Here is a 17991-nt window from a genome sequence, read left to right as displayed (position 1 = left end):
GGCTTATTATCGTTCGAAATAATAATGGTAGTGGGTACGGCATCCAGGATTAAACGATGCTTCGCAGCGGGGACAATGGGACCCACTTTGTATATATTCATGAATGGACAGCTCATACTTACATACTCCACAAAGGATCGCTTTGTCGTTAAATTGCTCCTTTGGCCAAACCTTGCTTTCATGAGACGCATGTTCATCGTGGCATTGGTGACAAGGATAATAGGTACCGCAACAATAGAACTTAATTGCAATGACATCTGTTTCCCCGTGGTAATGGCGGCAGCGCGTTTCATTATCGATGAGAGCTCCTTTAACAATTGGACCAGTCATTTCGACACCCCTTTCTTTCGTTCACTATACTATGGAAATCAAGCTGTGAAAATACGAAAGGGCCTGAGTAAGACAGTAGGTAGACCATAGAATGTCAGAAAGTAAGAGCTCATCCGTGGTAGATAATCCAGAGCATTTGAAGAGAAAGTGATAGGGGTTAGACAGAAGGTCGCAGAAATCGTAGAGGATTTAGTGAAACCTTACCAAGGATTTCATCGTAGAAAATAGAAAGAACAAGTAAAGGTGGTCGTTATGATGAGTCAAGATAAAGGTTGCGTAAAGTGCGGAAGTAAAGATGCAGGTACGAAAGATGTTGCGATGACAGGGGCGGGACTTGCCAAGATGTTTGATGTCCAGAACAACAAGTTCACGGTTGTTTATTGCAAGAACTGTGGATATTCGGAGTTTTATAACAAAGAAGCTTCAAGTGCTTCCAACATTTTTGATTTCTTCTTTGGCTAAGGACAAGTGGAAGATGGGAGGAGGCTTTAGATGAATCTACTGATTAACGTTCTATTCTCAGTAATGACCGGTATCTTTGTCGTGTTTTACTTAGGAAGGAAACTGCGAGAGCGGTCAGTGGCACTTCGTGAATTAAACCATGCTTACTACCCTTCTGTTGAGGAAAGTGAAGAGGTATCAGTTGCTCCGAATTTTGCATTTGAACGTGTTGAAACGAAACGGCGAAACGGGGTTAACGTGGTTATGATTGTTTATGGGGTTTTACTTGTTGGATTAAACATCTCGATGTATATCGTGGATGATGCGTTTGTAATCTACTGGCAAATCTTAATGTTTGGCGGACTTATGTTTATCTCTCAGCAAGACTACTCTTTCTACGCCACTCCAAGGGGCTTGTTATATAAGCTGAAGTTATTCAAGTGGGATGACATAATCGCCTATGAGGCACATCGTGTGACAGAAGAACATCGTTTCTATGGGCACAATTTAACGATGAATGAACAAGGGTCAGAAGTCATCGTGCATACTAGAAAGAAACAAATCTCCATTGCAGTGAAAACACAACACTCCTTACGTAAGCTCGAGAAGATTCTAGGTGATCATGGAGTTGAACAAATTCGTTCCAAAGAGGAGACTTCACAACTTTCATAAGAATATAGAAGAGGACTAGAGTTGTTACTCTAGTCCTCTTTCCTTTAGCTAGATGTGAACATACCACCGTTAATGTGGATGAATTGTCCAGTCATGTAAGAGGAATCATCGGACGCCAAGAGCACATAGCTGCCTACGTGTTCTACAGGCTGTCCTGGTCGACCCATGAGCGTGTTTGTTCCAAACTGCTCAACTTCCTCTTCAGAGAATGTGGCTGGGATAAGTGGCGTCCAGATTGGGCCAGGTGCTACCCCGTTCACACGAATCCCTTTATTCACTAATTGCTTCGCCATCGAGCGGGTGAAGGCTACAACAGCTCCTTTAGTAGATGTGTAGTCCACGAGCTCTGGATTACCTACATAAGGGTTGATGGAAGCGGTATTGATAATCGAGCTTCCTGGCTTCAAGTGTGGAATCGCTGCTTTCGTTGTATAGAACATGGAGTATACATTTGTTCTGAACGTTTTCTCTAACTGTTCAGCAGAAATATTTAATAAATCATCAGTTGGATGCTGTTCAGCAGCATTATTAACAAGAATATCAAGTTGACCCAATTGATCAATCGTTTGATCAATAATGTCTGAAGCCACTTGTTCGTCACCTACGTCCCCAGGTAACAAGATGGCTTTTCTTCCTTCTGCTTCAACTTTTCGTTTTGTTTCCTCAGCATCTTCGTGTTCGTCTAAGTAGGAGATTGCAACGTCTGCGCCTTCTTTCGCATAGCCAATCGCTACAGAGCGTCCGATTCCGCTGTCCGCTCCTGTAATGAGCGCAACCTTCCCTTTTAACTTGTTGCCACTTTGATAGTCTTCATCCGCCTGAAGCGGGCTTGGATTCATTGGTCCTTCGTAACCTGGTTGGCGTTGTTGTTCCTGTCTTGGTTGTCCTTCAGTTTGGAGATGCTGGCGATCCATTGTATATCCTCCTTTAACAATCATTCAATGTATGACTACTCTTTCAGAGAGACTATTCCACCTTGCACCAAATTTAAACAAGTTGGATAATCTTATAGTGAAAAAATAATAAAAGGAGGGACCCTCATGTTTAAGAAAATCGGATTATACGTATTTGTCCTCTTCTTTATCCTGGCTGGCGTGTTCCATTTCACGGCTATGGAAGGATTTCGGGCGATGTTGCCTGAGTGGGTGCCTGCTCGAACATTTCTCGTCTATGCAACAGGTGTAGCGGAGTGGGTACTGGCTGTGCTTCTACTTCTTCCAACTACGAGAGAGCAAGCCGGGAAATGGACGGCCATTTATTTGGTGGTCATCTTCCCAGCGAATATTTATGCAGCGGTTGTCGGAGTGCCAGCACCTGGGTCAGAAGATGTGAATCGTACGTTGCTATGGGTAAGGATATTATTCCAACCCGTGCTAATAGGGTGGGTGCTTGCCGTCTCAAAAGAAAAAAAGAGCAGGTAATCCCTGCTCTTTACGGAGTTTGACTCTTTGATTTAATGGAAGAGGCTGATTTCTTCTTGAATGGGAACCACCAGTTCAATGAGCCCAATAACTTCATTAAACTCGGTACAAGAAGCAAGCGGATGATGGTGGCATCAATAAAGATTGCAATGGCAATCCCAATTCCAATCTGCTTCACTGGCATAACATTCGTAAACGCAAAAGCCCCAGTAATGACAATCATAATTAAAGCAGCAGAGGTAATAATCTTACTCGTGTTGGCGAGTCCTTCTACAGTGGCGTAGTGATTGTCTTTCGTTTCAACATAATACTCATGAATTCTAGAAATTAAGAACACTTCATAGTCCATACTTAACCCAAACACGAGGCTGAATACGAGAACTGGAAGCATAAGCGCAATATCTGCCTCAGGAAGCCCGAACAGTCCATTCTGAAAGACGAGTACAAGAATTCCAAAGGTAGAGGTAAGTCCTAATATATTCATAAGGATTGCTTTAAGCGGAATGAGAATTGAACGAAACGCAAGCATGAGTATGGTAAACGTAGATACGAGAATAATAGCGATACTCAGCCATAGGTTGTTGTAAATCTCGTCATAGATTTCTTGGTTGAATTTCGGCTGTCCTCCAATCCGTACAGTTACGCCAAAGTCTTTGTCCTTCCAATCTCGAACAAGTTGCTGCGCTTCTTCCGTATCCGCTTTAACGTCAATTGTGACAGGAAGAAGCAATGTTCCTTCTTGTATGAACCGGTCCAGCACGGGTTGAAGCTGTGCCTTCGTGTCATCTTGTTGCAAGGCAAGAAATGCTTCATCACTCGACGATAACTCAGTTGTTGAGAATAAAGTCGCAACCTCGCTTACAAGCGGTTCCTCCTCAATTTCTTGCTTTAGATCTTCCCATTGAGATAACCCATCTTCCTCTGTCCAATCACCGTTACGCTCAGCAAGTAAGAAGACTTGGCTTTCCTCTGGACTTAAGAAGGTCTCTTCAATCGTTTCATAGGCGGACCGGGATTCATAGCTATCAGGCAAAGCAGAGATGGTTGGAATGGATAAGTTCATTTGCTGAATAGGTAAGATTCCGATTCCAAGCACTATGACAGAAACGACGGTTAGCACAATTGGACGCTTCATCACCCATTTCGCAAATGTCCTCCATCGACCAACCGATTGGTCTTTCACTTTAAGGACGCGCCATTTATTAATGTTCCCACCGAGTAAGTACAGGATAGACGGGAGAAGTGTTAACGCGCTTAATACAGCGATAAAGACAACCACCATGCCCCCTAAAGCGATCGTCTGGAAGATATCCACTTGAATGACCATCATCGCCCCTAATCCGATGAATACACACATAGCTGAGAATAAGATTGAGCGTCCCGCCGTGACAATGGTCGTACGAATGGCAGCAGTCGAATTGTGATTAGCAAGCTCCTCACGGTAACGGTTGATAAAGAGAAGCGCGAAATCAATGCTTAATGCAAGTCCAATCATAGGAACGACATTCAGCAAGAACACGGATAAATTCATTTGCTCTCCTATGAGTGTCAGCACACCCAAGGCAGTCACGACCGTTATGCCCCCAACTAAAATCGGCACAAGTGAAGCAACGACACTTCCAAAGGCGAACAGCAACATAAGTAAAGCAACAGGTAAGCCAATAAGTTCAGCCGTTTTCAAGTCATCTTGACTAGCCTTATTAATGTCTTCTGAAATTACGGGTTCGCCTGTAACAGCTACGCCTTTGTATGAATCTGCAATAGAACGGACGTCTTCAATGATTCTCTTCTTATCTGTAGCCTCTTCTTCTAAATGAAGGGCGGCATAAGCGACTTTCCCGTCCATCATCGTGTCGTCTTCTAATGGAGATAACACAGTTTCAATGGATTGAACTTCTTTCATCTCTGTAAGAACGTTCTGAATGTCTTCCTCCCAATCATCGATGTTCTGGTCTTCAAAGAGCAGTAAGATTGTAGAGGTCGGAAAGTCGAATTTGTCGTTTAAGGTGTCTTCAACTTCCTCATATTCCCCCGTAGTGCGAAATCCATCTCCTTCAAGTTTTGAAGGGAGGTCTAATGCATAATATCCGAACGCCACGAAAATGATGACCCATATTGATAGTAGCCATTTGTTTGATTTAATAAGGGCGGATGCCATCTTGTCCATATGCAAACTCCTTTATGTATCGTCTTTTTATCTAGTTTATATTCTTTTCAATGAGAAGAACAATTTGGATAGCTTTCTATACGAAACGGGGAGAGATGTTGTGATTTGATTTATGTAGTTAAGGATATAAGGTGCTTTCAATCCGCAAGGGACGAAAGGGGCTCCGATACAAAACGGATACAATGGAAACCTCTTGTCTAGGGATGCTTTGAAAGTGGGTGGGCGGATTGGGGTTATGATTAAAGAAATGATCCAACTATCTCGACAGACCCTTAAGAAGGGAAATCATTAAAAAGGGGGGCGTAATGAAACGCCCCCTTTTATTATGCTGGTGTAGACTGAATGCTGTTCTTTACTTGATAGAAGTGGTCGAGATTATTTGTCACTTCAGCCAATTCCTCTAAGCTACGCAATAAATAACGTTCATCCAGTTCATAGATGTGCATGTTCGTGAATCCACTTGTTGTATTACAAGCGAGTTCCCAAATGCATTGGTGGAAGCTTGGATGAATAGATTTAGCTAGACATGTGAGGGACGATATGATGTCTGTAATGATTGGGACATTGCCAGTTGCATAATGGCGAATATAACCAAATCCTTTATACAAGTAATATTCAAATGAACTCTCTGGGACGATGACACGGAGTTGTTCGTTCTCATCCACTAAGTAAGGATTCTTCGACATAAGCGTTGAGATTGTCAGTAGCAAATCGGACAATTGGTTAATCACGTTAGCGGCTGTCTTCGGGTCGTCATTTCCTAATGCTTTAATTCCGACTTCCGATAGTTTGTTTAAGCCGTGCTCAATGTCTTGAATTTCCGTTTGCTTATGCCCAATATCAATCAGCGACTGGTATTTCCGTTCGTCAATTTCAGAGGAGGTATTCCACTGATACGAGAGGAGTGGATTCCCTCGTAATAGCCATTTGCCGATTGGCGCTTCCAATCGAATGATAAGATCATCTTTCTTCGCTTCTTCGACCATCTGTTTAAAGTCGACCAACTGAACATAACCCGTCTTATGTGTATAAAGAGTTGTCCAATTGTGATTATGGAGTTGTTCTTCTTGGCCGAGTGAATCGTTTGTTCGTAGAGGTGCCATCTCCTTCTCTAACGAATTCTTGAGCATACGCTCAGAGACATTTCTCATATTTAATGTGATGTTATGAACCTGCATCCACGTTGTAGCATGATTGATAAAGTAAATAAACGTCACAGCACAGACGAAAGCAAGTAGTACGGTGCTGACTGGAACGGCTACGAACGTTTCATCTGCTTGGTTACTAATGAATAGAAACACAAATAACACATAGACGAAGCTACCATTGAAAATACCTAATATATGTTGTGTTTTCCGGTCGGATATAAAGTTCAGCAGAAGACGCGGGGAAAATTGGCCGCTGAATGTGGTTAACACGATTAATATTGAGTTCAGGGTGTATGCGCTTAGTGTAAGGATCGCTCCAATTAAACTACTGACCAACACGCGGGTAAGAGATGCTTGTGACTGGAACAGGTTAGGCGTGTATTGAGAGATATCCACATAAAGGTCAAGGAGTAGTGTAGCGACTACGAGTAACGTTGAAATAGCTATGTAGATGGCAGGCATGAACCATATGTTCATTTGAAGTTCATGCTTTCGTCTGCGTTTAGACATGTTTAAGTATTCATAAATAGGGCTCGGTAAGATACGGCGAAGCATGATTTTGTCCTCCTTTAACCAGATTCTTTTTTCTCCTAAGGTATTCCCAACTGAGCTATTCCAGAAACCAGAAACTGTGATAACGTATAAGGAATGAATGATAGGGAGTGATGGGTGTGAATTGGCACATTAGAAGCTATAGCCAACTAACTGTAGAGGAACTACATATGATTATCAAAGAGCGGGTCAATGTCTTCGTCGTTGAGCAGCAATGTCCGTATCCAGAAGTAGATGGAGCCGACCCTGAGGCTATTCATATATGGATGGAAGACGAAGGACAATTAGCTGCTTATTGTAGAATCTTCAGAGGCGGGGTACGTTATGACAAAGCCTCAATAGGGAGGACGTTGGTGACACAAGGCTATCGGGGAAGAGGATACGGCCGACTTGTGTTTCAAGAAGGAATAAATCAAATTAAGAATCTATTTGGAGAACGTTGTATTCAAATACAAGCACAAGCATACTTAAAATCTTTTTATGAGTCATTCGGTTTTCAGGCAATTAGTGAGACGTATTTAGATGATGGTATCCCACACATAGATATGGTCATCAACTAGCATAGAGAAGGTGAGAGAAGAGTACCCAAACTCGTTCTTTTAGAATCTCTACATAATGCACGTGACTGCGAGGAACGTTAATGAAGTAGAGCATGCCCGTGAGCAGGAGACTGTTTCAGAACTTATACAGGTGGTATACCTAAGGATGTAAGACTTAATTTTGAGTAGGAGGGAAAGACATGAACGCGGATAAATTCACGAAGCAATATATAAATGGAGAGTGGATGAACGGCTCCAGTGAGAAAACGATTGAGAACGTCAATCCATATTCTGAAGAAACAATTAATGTGATTCAATCAGCAAACAAGGAAGATTTAGACCATGCATATAAGAGTGCGGAGGTCGCACAAAAAGAATGGCAATCCTTGCTCCCTGCAAAGCAACAAGCTTACTTTGAATCGTTACTTAAAGTCATGCGAGAGAATAAAGAAGAGATTATTGATTGGCTTGTTAAAGAATCTGGAAGTACAAGGATTAAATCTCAAGTTGAATTCAATGCGGCCTTTGCTGTAGTGAAGGAATCCATGTCCTTCCCAACGCGTATGGAAGGAACCATTATTCCCTCAAACGTACCTGGTAAGAACAACTTTGTTCACCGCGGTCCTAAAGGCGTTGTAGGGGTAATTGGACCATGGAATTTCCCATTCCACTTAGCACTTCGCTCCATTGCACCAGCAATTGCAACAGGGAATACGGTTGTTGTAAAGCCTGCGTCTGATACACCGATTACATCAGGACTCTTAATCGCTGAATTATTTGAACAAGCAGGCTTCCCTAAAGGTGTCGTGAATGTCGTGGTAGGGCGCGGTTCTGAAATTGGTGATGAATTTGTTACACATGAAACACCGAAAGTAATCTCATTCACCGGCTCTACAGAAGTTGGCAGCCATATTGGTGAATTAGCTGGGAAGCACATTAAAGAAACAGCGCTCGAGCTAGGTGGGAATAACGCTATGCTTGTGCTAGAAGATGCTAATATTGACCAAGCTGTCGAAGCAGCTGCCTTCGGTAAGTTCCTTCACCAAGGTCAGATTTGTATGTCGTTGAACAGAATGATCATTCACGAGAACGTTTACGACGAATTTGTAGATAAATTCACGAAGAAAATACAAGGCTTAAAATTTGGCGATCCATCTGAACAAGATACGGTAGTCGGTCCGGTTATTAACCGTGATGCAGTTGAACGCATTGAAAAGGATGTTGAAGAAAGTATCCAACAAGGTGCAGAAAAGCTCGTAAGTGGCGAGACGAAGGGCAATCTAATGGCTCCAACTGTACTTGGCAATGTTACAGGTGATATGCCGATTGCTAAGAATGAAATCTTCGGACCAGTTGCTGCGTTGATGAAAGTTGGAAGTGAAGAAGAAGCAATTGAGGAAGCGAACAATTCAATCTACGGCTTAAGCGGCTCTGTATTTACAGAAGACCGATTCAGAGGTATGGAAGTGGCGAAACGAATCGAGACGGGTATGATTCACATTAACGACCAGTCTGTTAACGATGAAAGCCATGTAGCCTTTGGTGGAGAGAAACAGTCCGGCATTGGACGCTTCAACGGAGAGTGGGCACTTGATAAATTCACTACAGTGAAGTGGATTAGTGTTCAAAGCGAATACCGCCAATATCCGTTTTAATAGGTTTAATTGCCACAACACGTGTCAGTAGTCTGAAGAAGAGATATAGACCCCGTATAGATTACGCTCAGAGTTCATCAAATGAACTCTGAGCGTTTTTCAATCTCTGTACCTAGGGAATATAGAATGTGTAACGATAAAGGAGGGTAGTTGATGAGGTTTTTTCGAAGAATCCGATTCTTGTTTCGTTTTCATAAATCCATTCCCTTTTTGAAAGATTTCTTCCTATCTAAAGAAGTAAAGAACGTCAATAAAGTCATTTCTGTTGGCCTCATCATTGGGTATTTCCTACTTCCGCTTGATTTGATTCCAGATGTAATTGCTTTCTTTGGAATCTTAGATGATGTGGCTATCTTCACCTTTATTCTACAACAAATCGTAAAGATGGCTCCTCAACAGTTGAAAGAGAAGCATGATGTCGAATAATCAGCTTCCTATTCAACAATTTCCGGGGAAATAGTGAAGGAAATGACGAGAACGGCTACCAATCGGTTCATAAGCGTGTAAGACGTGGAAATTAGGGGAACTGCGTCTATATTGAATATATAGGAGGCGTCGTTCATGTCGAATATGAAAGCACTATTCCTGAACGCTTCTTTAAAGGGGAGCGATCACCAATCTAATACACAGGCATTAGCAGAAGAAGTGTTTAATCATTTCCGAGAGTTAAATGTTGAAGTGGAAACCATCCGTATAGCCGATTATCGGTTAGCGTACGGTGTGGATTATGATCTTGGAGAAGGAGATCAATGGCCACAGTTATTTGAACGAGTTAAAGTAGCAGATATAGTCATTGTGGGAACGCCGTTATGGCTTGGTGAGAAAAGCAGTGTAGCCTCATTATTAATGGAACGTCTTTATGGCAGTACCGGCGTCACGAACGAAGAAGGGCAGCCGGTTTACTACAATAAAGTTGCTGGAACAATTATTACAGGTAATGAAGACGGGGCAAAGCAAGCTGCTCGATCGATTCTATATGGAATGTCCCATATTGGCTTTACTATTCCTCCTAATGTCGATACGTACTGGGTAGGAGAAGCTGGACCTGGAGCATCCTTCATCGAAGCAGGGGGACGTCAAAATGAGTTTACGACAGGACACGCGAAGATGCTTGCGTACAATATGACGCATATGGCGAGAATTCTAAAAGAAAATCCGATTCCAGCTGATGGAAACGTATAAAAACGGGAAAAGGGACTGTACATGCAGTCCCTTTATTAATTGTGTTAAATTTTTAACTTTCTTTGTTTTTCTAGAAGGAAATGAAAGCGTTTGTATTTAATTTTAAAAGGTGGGAGAGGGGAGGATGCTAACATGCCAAATATCATGAATCGCCCAATTGAAAAATGTTTAGGGGATGAAGTAAAGAACATAGAGGAAATCTCACGAGGTTACTCACATGATTATAAGTGGCACGTCACGGACGAACAGGGGAAGAGCTACTTTGCGAAAGCAAGCTCAATAAAAGAAATGAATGAAAAGAAAGAGATGTTTGAGTTGTTGGAGGAGTTGTATCACCAAGGGGTACAACTGCCTAAACCGATCAACTTTATTTCAGATGAAGAACAACAAGTGTGTGTGCAGCTATTTGAATGGATTGAGGGGACGGAAGCTGAACGACAGATTACGGAGCTTTCCAAAGAGAACCAATATGATCTTGGGGTTGAAGCGGGTAAGCAGCTAAAGGCTATACACCGTCTAAGAAAGAGAGATCCAAAAGAAACGTGGTTTGATTATCGGATGGACAAATACAAACGATATCAGAAGCGTTTCAAGGAAGTTCCAGACCATGTTTATGCTGGGATTCCAGTAGAGGGGTTAGAGAACTTTATAAAGAAGAAAGCTTATTTGATGACCCATCGTCCCGTTGTATTTATGCACGATGATTATCATTTATCAAACCTACTTGTGAAAGATGAACACCTTGCGGCCATCGTTGATTTTGATCGCTACGAGTGGGGAGACCCACATCATGAATTCTACAAATTAGCGCTGTTTTCTAGTCAGCAAAGCCCGTCTTTCTCAACAGGTCAGATTCACGGTTACTTTGAAGACGACCCTTTACCTGAATTCTGGACGCGTTATTCCCTTTATGCGGCGATGGTGTTTAAAGCTGATTTATATTGGTCGTACCAGATGGGGGACACCCATATGGAAGAGAGCCGAAACCGATTGCTCCGCATACTAGAAGACCATGATGGTTTCACAAGGATGCAACCCAAATGGTTTGGATAACCACCTATCCAGAAGTTTGAGGCTAGTCGAAATTAGATAAATATTCTCTAAGCGCTATATGAGATAGGGAGGTCTATAGAGTGAATATACTTGTATTAGGTGGCACTGTATTTGTTGGGCGCCACATAGTCGAGGCAGCGATTGAACGGGGTCACAAAGTTACGTTATTTAACAGAGGAAGAACCAATCAAGAGTTGTTCCCGCAAGCAGAGAAATTAGTAGGTGACCGCGATTCGGATGTAGAAAGTTTGAAGAATCGCGATTGGGATGTGGTTATTGATGCTACAGGTTATACACCTGATGCAGTAGAGCGGACAGCTAAGTTGCTCCAACAGCAAGTGAAGCAATATGTGTTCATCTCCACTATATCCGTGTATGAGAACTTTAGAAAGAAACATGTAGAGGAAGATGCTCCCCTTGCGAAATTAAAAGAGGATAGGGCAGAAGTGAACAGTGAGACATATGGTCCTTTAAAAGCAAAGGCAGAGGAAAAGGTGAAAGAATATTTTAAAACGAACCATCTCATTATTCGTCCAGGGATTGTAGTGGGGCCAGATGATCCAACGGACCGATTTACGTACTGGGTCATGAGGTTCCAAAGAGGCGGCCAGGTCCTCATCCCTGGTGAACGTTCACGTCCTTTGCAATGGATTGATGTACGTGATTTGGCTGAGTGGACCGTTAGAATGACAGAATCCAAAGAGAATGGGACGTACAATGCGGCAGGATTTGAACAAGAGTTGACGATGGAGAAGTTCGTTGAGACTTTGAAAGAACTGAATCCAAATGCTCAAGAAAATTGGATTCAAGATGAATTCTTGCTTGAGCACAATGTGCAACCTTTCAAGGACTTGCCACTATGGCTCCCGAAATCAGAGGATTATCCTTATGGCTTTATACTAGTAGAGAATAAGCGTGCGCGTGAAAAAGGGTTAACGTTCCGTTCTGTTGAGAACACGGTAGAAGCTACACGTGAATGGTTTGAGTCACAGTCGGAACGCACCATGGTTAAAGTTGGTTTAGAACCAGGCAAGGAAGCGGATCTCATTCAGCGATTCTCGAATCATTCATAAGTGTTCAAGTTTAAGCAAATCCTAATACTAGGGTTTGCTTTTTTATTGTTGGGCACGAAGAATTCACCCGAAACGAAACGAGAAAGCGAGAAGTTTGACGGATTTCATTTTTGCCCTTTAAAATAAAAGTTGCATTAGGTAAACATCATTTTATTCGACAAAAAACGAGGTGAACACATATGATTGATTTCTTTAGAGAACTAAATCCAGTAATGCAAGCATTCATCGGAACATTGTTTACATGGGGGATGACAGCTGCGGGTGCTGCGCTCGTTTTCTTCGTTAAAGGTACGAATCAGAAGTTTCTAGATAGCATGCTCGCCTTTGCAGGAGGAGTTATGATTGCAGCCAGCTACTGGTCCTTGCTTGCACCAGGAATTGAGATGGCAGAAGAGCAAGGGGTTCCAGCCTATATTCCTGCTGTAGTCGGCTTTCTACTTGGCGGGGCGTTATTGTTAGTAGTAGATAAATTAATTCCAAGACTTGAAAACAAACAATATATGTACGGAATCGGAAGTAGCGATGCTCGGAAACGGACGACGTTATTGGTATTCTCTGTTACCCTTCATAACATTCCTGAAGGCCTCGCCATTGGTGTTGCGTTCGGTGCCCTTGCGAACGGCTTCACTGAAAGTGCTCTTGCAGGTGCTGTTGCGTTGGCAATCGGAATTGGAATCCAGAACTTCCCTGAAGGTCTAGCTGTATCGATGCCGCTTCACCGTGATGGGATGTCTAAGAAGAAGAGTTTCTTCTACGGACAGTTCTCTGGGATGGTGGAACCGATCTCAGCGGTCATCGGTGCGTTAGCCGTTATCTTCATTCAACCGATCCTCCCTTATGCGCTTAGCTTTGCGGCTGGTGCGATGATCTTTGTTGTTGCGAAGGAAATTATCCCCGGCTCACAGGAGAAGGGGAACGTGGAGCTTGCATCGATTAGCCTGATGATCGGATTTGCTGTTATGATGACATTGGATGTGGCTTTAGGATAAGAGAAAAGACGTTTTACCTCTGAATGACTCTTGGTTTAAGAGTGCAGTTCAGGGGTAAACTTTTTTTATACTCTCATTACAGAAAGAAGGCAAGACGATGGCAGCAAAGCAAACTTCAAACACAAGCAAGAAACTGAAGTTCTCGATACGTGACACGTTTTGGTTTCAGCCCTCCATCTACAGCGTTCTAGCCATAGTTGCTGTAGCCATCTCAACTGCATTGGACCTTTGGTTTGTGCCGATGATCTCGAACGTTATTCCCGATTTATTCTTAACGAATAAGAGCATTGCTTCCACACTATACGGAGCACTTATAACCGCAACCTTAACGATGACAACGATTAGCTTCTCCTCCATTATGGTCGTACTCACGACGTATTCATCTCAATTTTCTCCGCGTACACTTCAAGACTTTATGACAGACCGAATTACTCAACACGTACTAGGCGTATATGTGTTTGCTTTTCTCTATACGTTGCTGAACCTCATTCTATTAACAGAAGACGGAAAGAGGATGTTGATTACCCCCTTCTTAACAGTCGTGGTGACCGTAATCAGCTTAGGATTCTTTGTGTTATTCATTCACCACTCCGCAAGATGGGTACAAGTGAATAATCTTATTGGGAAAATTCAGCATGAGACCCTAAACGTCATTAAGCAGTCTTTCTCAGATAAGAAGTATGGCGTACATGAATCTTGGAATGAAGAAGAAATACGTCAGTTGCAACATGTAGAGCGTAACGATGTTCCCATTCAAGAAGCGGGGTACATCCAACATATGAATTTACAACCTTTCATCCAATATGCCTCGGAGAATGATTTTGTCGTCCACCTTCAATTTCAAGTAGGCGATTACGTCGAGAAAGGAGAAACACTCTTCTCTTATTGGAAGAACGGGGAAAAAGAGGTTGACGTCAATCACAGTCAAGATTATATTTTAGTGGGCAAAGAGAGAACGAACGTGCAAGACATTGAATTCTCTATACAGAAATTAGTGGAGATTGCATTACGGGCTATTTCACCTGGAATCAACGATCCTCATACAGCTGTGAACTGTATTAATCGGATTGGAACCCTACTAGCAGAGCTTGGGCGCTCGTATAAGTATAATAAATATTATACAGACCAAGAAGGGCAATTACGTGTAATTGTGGACCCGAAGCCTTATCACGAATACTTGTATAAGAGCTTTTATCAAATTCGGCTATACGGAAAGCACGACGTATCCGTGATGAATGGGGTACTTGAGTCTATGGTGAAGGTAGCAAAGGTAAATGGACCAGCTGTGAAGGAGTCCGTGTGGAATTTCAGCATGTACATCTTGCGTGGGATTGAAGAAGAGGGATATGACCCTTATGACTTAAATTTAATCCAGACGATTGTAGATCAGCTTGCGAACGTTTGTAATCAGGATGCACCAAACTTACGCAGTAAAGGAGATCAGCACGATGGAGTGGAGAAACATATACAGAGGAATGCTGATGGGAACGAGCGACTTGGTCCCGGGAATTAGTGGGGGAACGATTGCTGTAGTCCTAGGCATTTATGAACGATTAATCCAAGCAATTAGTGGTATCTTTAGCCGCGAGTGGAAGAGCTATATTGGCTTTTTCATCCCGTTACTTATAGGAGTCGGGTTAAGCTTTATACTCCTTAGTCGTCTAATCGACTACCTCTATACCAATCATGAAGGACCGATGATGTTCTTCTTCCTTGGTCTCATTATTGGGGTTATCCCGTATCTGTTCAAGAAAGCAGATTTCAAAGAGACATTTAAAGGGAAACATTATTTGTTCATGGGAGTAGGGGTTATCATTGTTGCTTCCATAAATATGCTTCAAGCGGGTGAGCCTGAAGCGTGGACAGGAAGCTTAACGACGGCACAGTTTCTAGGACTATTCTTCTCAGGCTGGCTGGCTAGTATGGCTATGCTTCTACCTGGGATAAGTGGTTCGTTCTTGTTATTAATTATTGGGGTGTATCCAACTGTCATTCGCGCCTTGTCAGAATTTCAATTAAGCCTTGTGTTCGTTGTGGGTGCAGGTGTTGCAGTTGGAGCTATTGTGAGCGGAAAGGCCATCCATTATATTTTCAACCAGTTCCCTCATATGACATACGCCTTTATCATTGGGCTTGTCTTTGGTTCTGTATTCGTGCTTTATCCAGGTCTTACGTTCGATCTAACCTTAATCGTAAGCGTCCTTACGTTTGCTGCTGGCTTACTGGCAGCCTATTTACTCGGACGCCTTGAACACGCATAATAAAGGGCTCAGCCAATGGCTGAGCCTTTTTCTATTAGTTGTAGAATGCTGTAGCGCCTACGATAATGAGAAGAATGAAAAGAACAACGATTAACACGAAGTTGTTGAAGTTGCCTTTTCCACAGTGTGTAGGGTAGCAGCATTGGTACCCGCCCATATAGTTGTAGCCTCCGTACATATGCGACACTCCTTTCTAACAGAATCGAATTGGTTTATTAACAGCCATAACCACCAACAACCGCGGCGCCTACGATGATGAGAAGGATGAAAAGAACGACAACAAGCGCAAAGCCACCGCCGTATCCATAACCATCTGACATGAGAACCCCTCCTTCTTTGTGTGTTCAACCATACTATATGCCTAGGACGGGCGCTTGGGTTGGGTATTCGTGGATTTTTCTGTAGAATAGGCATATGTCTAGTAGGCTGGCTTACAGACATGTGTAACCACAAACGCTATACTATAATTAATTCAACATAAAGGAGTATGTATGATGAAAGCACTTGAAACGACAGAACAATTTAACGAAGTTATTCAAAGCGAAACACCAATCATTGTGAAATTCTACGGAACATGGTGCCCAGATTGCCAACGCATGAACATGTTCATTGGAGATATTCTAGATGAGTATGACCACGTCACATGGTACGAAATCAACCGTGATGATGTACCAGAATTAGCACAGAAATACGAAGTAATGGGAATCCCTAGCTTACTCGTATTCCAAAAAGGCGAGAAGCTAGCTCACCTTCACAGTGCGTATGCGAAAACTCCAGACGAGGTTCGCGACTTCCTAGTTGAGCAAAATCTATAAACATACGAAAAAAGATGCAGACTAGTAGGTCTGCATCTTCTTAACATCTATTTACGCTTTCACCCAGTTCGGTGTAAGTTCAACGCCTGCTGCTTGTAGCGTTGTATAAACAGGGCAACGTGCGTCCGTTTTCTCTTGTAGTTCCTTAATACGTTCTTCTGATTCGCTCGTTTCAATTGTTGCGTTAACTTCTACCGTTTGGAAGTATGGGCGAACGCTTTCGTCTCCCATTAGGCCACGAGGGTCTAGAGATCCTTTAATATCAAATTTAATATTCTGAAGGTCGAAGTCCATTTCTTTCGCAACCATGTTCGCAATGACGTTCTCGCAACCAGCTAGTGATGCAAGTAGTGTAGAAAGAGGATCGGCACCTTTATTCGTACCACCCATATTGGCTGGTTCATCAACAATTAGTTCGTTATCGTGAGGTGCGACGATGTCTGTGCGCATACCTTCTGAGTTTGTCGTAATATGAAATGTTTGGTTAGCCATGTTTTGTTCCTCCTTAATGTGTGAAGCGATGAATGAGTTCGGTCGCTTCATGTTTTACATCCTTAGTATAGAACACATGTCGTATGTGATGATGTAAGCTGTCTTACACATGCGCATACAGTGTTCGATTTCCCAGCATGTTGGAGTGTAAACATAAAGAAACCTAACCCTTTATTCCAATTTCACACTCACAATGAAAAAAGAATAAAACGTTAGGTAAGAAATTTTCATTTAATGGATGGATTGTTTATAATTTAAAATATTGAGGCCGATTAGGACGGTAGCTTCGTCATGAAGTACAGGTGTGACGACTTCGCCCGCTGTTTCCTTAAGCTCGGGAATGGCTTCTGGCACCTTTAGAATATTAATCTCTTGGAACGGGATCCCTTGTTCTTGTAGGTACCGTTTCGCTTGGAAGCATTTGATACAGCCATCAATCGTATATAAGGTGGTCATATAATCCCTCCTGTTTCCTTCTCGTTGTTAAATTACGCATAAAATGAGGTGAAGCGCTTTGGATAAATTAATGATGATTTCCCAAATCAGCCTATTCGATGAATTGCCGCAAGATGAACTAGAAGTATTGGATGAGATGAGTGAAATGAAGCCGATTAAGAAAGGGACTGTCATTACATCTCCTGAAAATCCTATTCCGGCCCTGTTTCTGTTAAAGAAAGGTCAGGTTCGTTTATACCGTATGAATGCAGATGGACGCCAGTTCACTGTCGATATTCTTGTTGATGGAAATATCTTTGGGGAGACGTCTACGCTGTCATTAACCGATGACCAAATGTACGCAGAAGCGATGGTAGATACATACGTATGCATCTTAGGACGTGAACAGTTCGAGCAATATGTGGAGAGCAATCCAAAGATTGCGCTGAAGTTTATTAACATCTTGTCAGCTCGACTTAAGGATGTGTACTCCATAAGTGAGAAGATTGCCTTAAGTGATGTGAAGAATCGATTGCTTTATTTGCTGCTCATGTTGAGCGAGAAAACAGGCAAACGCCAACAGGATTGGCAGACGATTGAAATGAAGCTCACCCACAACGACTTGGCTAATATGATTGGCTCTACAAGAGAAACGACGAGTGCGGTTATTAGCCAGTTAAAGAAAGAAGGTCTTCTGAAGAAGGACCCTCATTTCGCCATTCATGCACAAAGGGTGAAAGAATTGCTGGATGTGGAATAGCCACAA

Annotated in this window: 23 protein-coding genes; 15 read left to right on the top strand and 8 right to left on the bottom strand. The window is 42.6% G+C overall.

The features are described 5' to 3' along the window. Positions 1–6: 6 nt before the first annotated feature. Positions 7–330 carry a CHY zinc finger protein gene (locus H513_RS21295; protein ID WP_081658295.1) on the bottom strand — a complete coding sequence of 108 codons (324 nt, stop codon included), beginning with the start codon at positions 328–330 and terminating at the stop codon, positions 7–9. A 255-nt stretch (positions 331–585) separates the two neighbouring features. Between H513_RS21295 and H513_RS0113885 the strand changes: the two genes are divergently transcribed. Both H513_RS0113885 and H513_RS0113880 read left to right on the top strand, forming a co-directional pair. After that, entirely contained in the window at positions 586–792 is a 207-nt protein-coding gene (locus H513_RS0113885; protein WP_026801280.1) for a zinc ribbon domain-containing protein, read from the top strand. Between the two features lie 30 nt (positions 793–822). Then, entirely contained in the window at positions 823–1443 is a 621-nt protein-coding gene (locus tag H513_RS0113880) for a hypothetical protein (protein WP_026801279.1), read from the top strand. A gap of 44 nt (positions 1444–1487) precedes the next feature. On the opposite strand, the gene H513_RS0113875 is transcribed toward H513_RS0113880, so the two are convergent. After that, the gene (locus H513_RS0113875) at positions 1488–2357 is read right to left on the bottom strand and encodes an SDR family oxidoreductase (protein WP_026801278.1); all 870 of its coding nucleotides are present in this window, start codon (positions 2355–2357) and stop codon (positions 1488–1490) included. A 126-nt stretch (positions 2358–2483) separates the two neighbouring features. On the opposite strand from H513_RS0113875, the gene H513_RS0113870 reads away from it, so the two are divergent. Next, a complete protein-coding gene (locus H513_RS0113870; RefSeq protein ID WP_026801277.1) occupies positions 2484–2864 on the top strand; it encodes a DoxX family protein in 381 nt (126 codons plus the stop codon). A gap of 10 nt (positions 2865–2874) precedes the next feature. Here the strand turns inward: H513_RS0113870 and H513_RS0113865 are convergent, their stop codons facing one another. Continuing rightward, positions 2875–5031: an MMPL family transporter gene (locus H513_RS0113865; protein ID WP_026801276.1), complete on the bottom strand. Its 2157-nt coding sequence runs from the start codon at positions 5029–5031 to the stop codon at positions 2875–2877. A 166-nt stretch (positions 5032–5197) separates the two neighbouring features. On the opposite strand from H513_RS0113865, the gene H513_RS21290 reads away from it, so the two are divergent. After that, positions 5198–5323, top strand: a complete 126-nt coding sequence (locus H513_RS21290) for a small, acid-soluble spore protein, alpha/beta type (protein ID WP_081658294.1) — start codon at positions 5198–5200, stop codon at positions 5321–5323. A 31-nt stretch (positions 5324–5354) separates the two neighbouring features. On the opposite strand, the gene H513_RS0113860 is transcribed toward H513_RS21290, so the two are convergent. Continuing rightward, positions 5355–6734, bottom strand: a complete 1380-nt coding sequence (locus H513_RS0113860; protein WP_026801275.1) for a DUF2254 domain-containing protein — start codon at positions 6732–6734, stop codon at positions 5355–5357. A gap of 110 nt (positions 6735–6844) precedes the next feature. On the opposite strand from H513_RS0113860, the gene H513_RS0113855 reads away from it, so the two are divergent. From H513_RS0113855 to H513_RS0113815, 9 genes are all read left to right on the top strand, one after another. Further along, a complete protein-coding gene (locus tag H513_RS0113855) occupies positions 6845–7291 on the top strand; it encodes a GNAT family N-acetyltransferase (RefSeq protein WP_036770356.1) in 447 nt (148 codons plus the stop codon). Between the two features lie 179 nt (positions 7292–7470). After that, positions 7471–8925, top strand: a complete 1455-nt coding sequence (locus H513_RS0113850; RefSeq protein WP_026801273.1) for an aldehyde dehydrogenase family protein — start codon at positions 7471–7473, stop codon at positions 8923–8925. A 153-nt stretch (positions 8926–9078) separates the two neighbouring features. Next, positions 9079–9351 carry a YkvA family protein gene (locus H513_RS0113845; protein ID WP_026801272.1) on the top strand — a complete coding sequence of 91 codons (273 nt, stop codon included), beginning with the start codon at positions 9079–9081 and terminating at the stop codon, positions 9349–9351. Positions 9352–9486: 135 nt separating this feature from the next. Then, positions 9487–10107 (top strand): flavodoxin family protein, encoded by a 621-nt coding sequence (locus tag H513_RS0113840; protein ID WP_026801271.1) that lies wholly within the window; start codon positions 9487–9489, stop codon positions 10105–10107. Between the two features lie 132 nt (positions 10108–10239). After that, entirely contained in the window at positions 10240–11160 is a 921-nt protein-coding gene (locus H513_RS0113835; protein WP_026801270.1) for an aminoglycoside phosphotransferase family protein, read from the top strand. An 80-nt stretch (positions 11161–11240) separates the two neighbouring features. After that, the gene (locus tag H513_RS0113830) at positions 11241–12233 is read left to right on the top strand and encodes an NAD-dependent epimerase/dehydratase family protein (RefSeq protein WP_026801269.1); all 993 of its coding nucleotides are present in this window, start codon (positions 11241–11243) and stop codon (positions 12231–12233) included. 179 nt (positions 12234–12412) lie between these two features. Further along, positions 12413–13222: a ZIP family metal transporter gene (locus H513_RS0113825; RefSeq protein ID WP_026801268.1), complete on the top strand. Its 810-nt coding sequence runs from the start codon at positions 12413–12415 to the stop codon at positions 13220–13222. A gap of 97 nt (positions 13223–13319) precedes the next feature. Continuing rightward, positions 13320–14735, top strand: a complete 1416-nt coding sequence (locus tag H513_RS20280) for a DUF2254 domain-containing protein (RefSeq protein ID WP_081658293.1) — start codon at positions 13320–13322, stop codon at positions 14733–14735. Continuing rightward, positions 14671–15483 (top strand): DUF368 domain-containing protein, encoded by an 813-nt coding sequence (locus H513_RS0113815; protein ID WP_026801267.1) that lies wholly within the window; start codon positions 14671–14673, stop codon positions 15481–15483. The genes H513_RS20280 and H513_RS0113815 overlap by 65 nt, the downstream gene beginning before the upstream one ends. 34 nt (positions 15484–15517) lie before the next feature. On the opposite strand, the gene H513_RS21285 is transcribed toward H513_RS0113815, so the two are convergent. Both H513_RS21285 and H513_RS21280 read right to left on the bottom strand, forming a co-directional pair. Next, the gene (locus H513_RS21285) at positions 15518–15661 is read right to left on the bottom strand and encodes a YjcZ family sporulation protein (RefSeq protein ID WP_081658292.1); all 144 of its coding nucleotides are present in this window, start codon (positions 15659–15661) and stop codon (positions 15518–15520) included. A 37-nt stretch (positions 15662–15698) separates the two neighbouring features. After that, positions 15699–15803 (bottom strand): YjcZ family sporulation protein, encoded by a 105-nt coding sequence (locus H513_RS21280; protein WP_081658291.1) that lies wholly within the window; start codon positions 15801–15803, stop codon positions 15699–15701. 174 nt (positions 15804–15977) lie between these two features. Between H513_RS21280 and H513_RS0113800 the strand changes: the two genes are divergently transcribed. After that, a complete protein-coding gene (locus tag H513_RS0113800; protein WP_026801266.1) occupies positions 15978–16298 on the top strand; it encodes a thioredoxin family protein in 321 nt (106 codons plus the stop codon). A gap of 51 nt (positions 16299–16349) precedes the next feature. Here H513_RS0113800 and H513_RS0113795 read toward each other — a convergent pair whose 3' ends face one another. Further along, the gene (locus tag H513_RS0113795) at positions 16350–16790 is read right to left on the bottom strand and encodes an OsmC family protein (protein WP_026801265.1); all 441 of its coding nucleotides are present in this window, start codon (positions 16788–16790) and stop codon (positions 16350–16352) included. A gap of 231 nt (positions 16791–17021) precedes the next feature. Beyond that, positions 17022–17246 carry a glutaredoxin family protein gene (locus H513_RS20275; protein WP_051239995.1) on the bottom strand — a complete coding sequence of 75 codons (225 nt, stop codon included), beginning with the start codon at positions 17244–17246 and terminating at the stop codon, positions 17022–17024. A gap of 58 nt (positions 17247–17304) precedes the next feature. On the opposite strand from H513_RS20275, the gene H513_RS0113785 reads away from it, so the two are divergent. Beyond that, positions 17305–17985, top strand: coding sequence for a Crp/Fnr family transcriptional regulator (locus H513_RS0113785; protein WP_026801264.1), 681 nt, complete (start codon positions 17305–17307; stop codon positions 17983–17985). The last annotated feature ends 6 nt before the right edge of the window (positions 17986–17991 follow it).

The sequence above is a fragment of the Pontibacillus halophilus JSM 076056 = DSM 19796 genome (assembly GCF_000425205.1).
In the GTDB taxonomy this organism is placed as follows: Bacteria; Bacillota; Bacilli; order Bacillales; family BH030062; genus Pontibacillus_A; species Pontibacillus_A halophilus.
This window is presented reverse-complemented; position numbering and strand designations above follow the sequence as displayed.

Coding starts and splice junctions, on each gene's coding strand:
- H513_RS0113825 (WP_026801268.1), top strand. CDS start 12,413: ATGATTGATTTCTTTAGAGAACTAAATCCAGTAATGCAAGCATTCATC.
- H513_RS0113850 (WP_026801273.1), top strand. CDS start 7,471: ATGAACGCGGATAAATTCACGAAGCAATATATAAATGGAGAGTGGATG.
- H513_RS0113845 (WP_026801272.1), top strand. CDS start 9,079: ATGAGGTTTTTTCGAAGAATCCGATTCTTGTTTCGTTTTCATAAATCC.
- H513_RS0113885 (WP_026801280.1), top strand. CDS start 586: ATGAGTCAAGATAAAGGTTGCGTAAAGTGCGGAAGTAAAGATGCAGGT.
- H513_RS0113880 (WP_026801279.1), top strand. CDS start 823: ATGAATCTACTGATTAACGTTCTATTCTCAGTAATGACCGGTATCTTT.
- H513_RS0113855 (WP_036770356.1), top strand. CDS start 6,845: ATGGGTGTGAATTGGCACATTAGAAGCTATAGCCAACTAACTGTAGAG.
- H513_RS0113800 (WP_026801266.1), top strand. CDS start 15,978: ATGAAAGCACTTGAAACGACAGAACAATTTAACGAAGTTATTCAAAGC.
- H513_RS0113840 (WP_026801271.1), top strand. CDS start 9,487: ATGTCGAATATGAAAGCACTATTCCTGAACGCTTCTTTAAAGGGGAGC.
- H513_RS0113795 (WP_026801265.1), bottom strand. CDS start 16,790: ATGGCTAACCAAACATTTCATATTACGACAAACTCAGAAGGTATGCGC.
- H513_RS20280 (WP_081658293.1), top strand. CDS start 13,320: ATGGCAGCAAAGCAAACTTCAAACACAAGCAAGAAACTGAAGTTCTCG.
- H513_RS0113835 (WP_026801270.1), top strand. CDS start 10,240: ATGCCAAATATCATGAATCGCCCAATTGAAAAATGTTTAGGGGATGAA.
- H513_RS0113865 (WP_026801276.1), bottom strand. CDS start 5,031: ATGGACAAGATGGCATCCGCCCTTATTAAATCAAACAAATGGCTACTA.
- H513_RS0113875 (WP_026801278.1), bottom strand. CDS start 2,357: ATGGATCGCCAGCATCTCCAAACTGAAGGACAACCAAGACAGGAACAA.
- H513_RS0113860 (WP_026801275.1), bottom strand. CDS start 6,734: ATGCTTCGCCGTATCTTACCGAGCCCTATTTATGAATACTTAAACATG.
- H513_RS20275 (WP_051239995.1), bottom strand. CDS start 17,246: ATGACCACCTTATATACGATTGATGGCTGTATCAAATGCTTCCAAGCG.
- H513_RS21285 (WP_081658292.1), bottom strand. CDS start 15,661: ATGTACGGAGGCTACAACTATATGGGCGGGTACCAATGCTGCTACCCT.
- H513_RS0113870 (WP_026801277.1), top strand. CDS start 2,484: ATGTTTAAGAAAATCGGATTATACGTATTTGTCCTCTTCTTTATCCTG.
- H513_RS21280 (WP_081658291.1), bottom strand. CDS start 15,803: ATGTCAGATGGTTATGGATACGGCGGTGGCTTTGCGCTTGTTGTCGTT.
- H513_RS0113815 (WP_026801267.1), top strand. CDS start 14,671: ATGGAGTGGAGAAACATATACAGAGGAATGCTGATGGGAACGAGCGAC.
- H513_RS21295 (WP_081658295.1), bottom strand. CDS start 330: ATGACTGGTCCAATTGTTAAAGGAGCTCTCATCGATAATGAAACGCGC.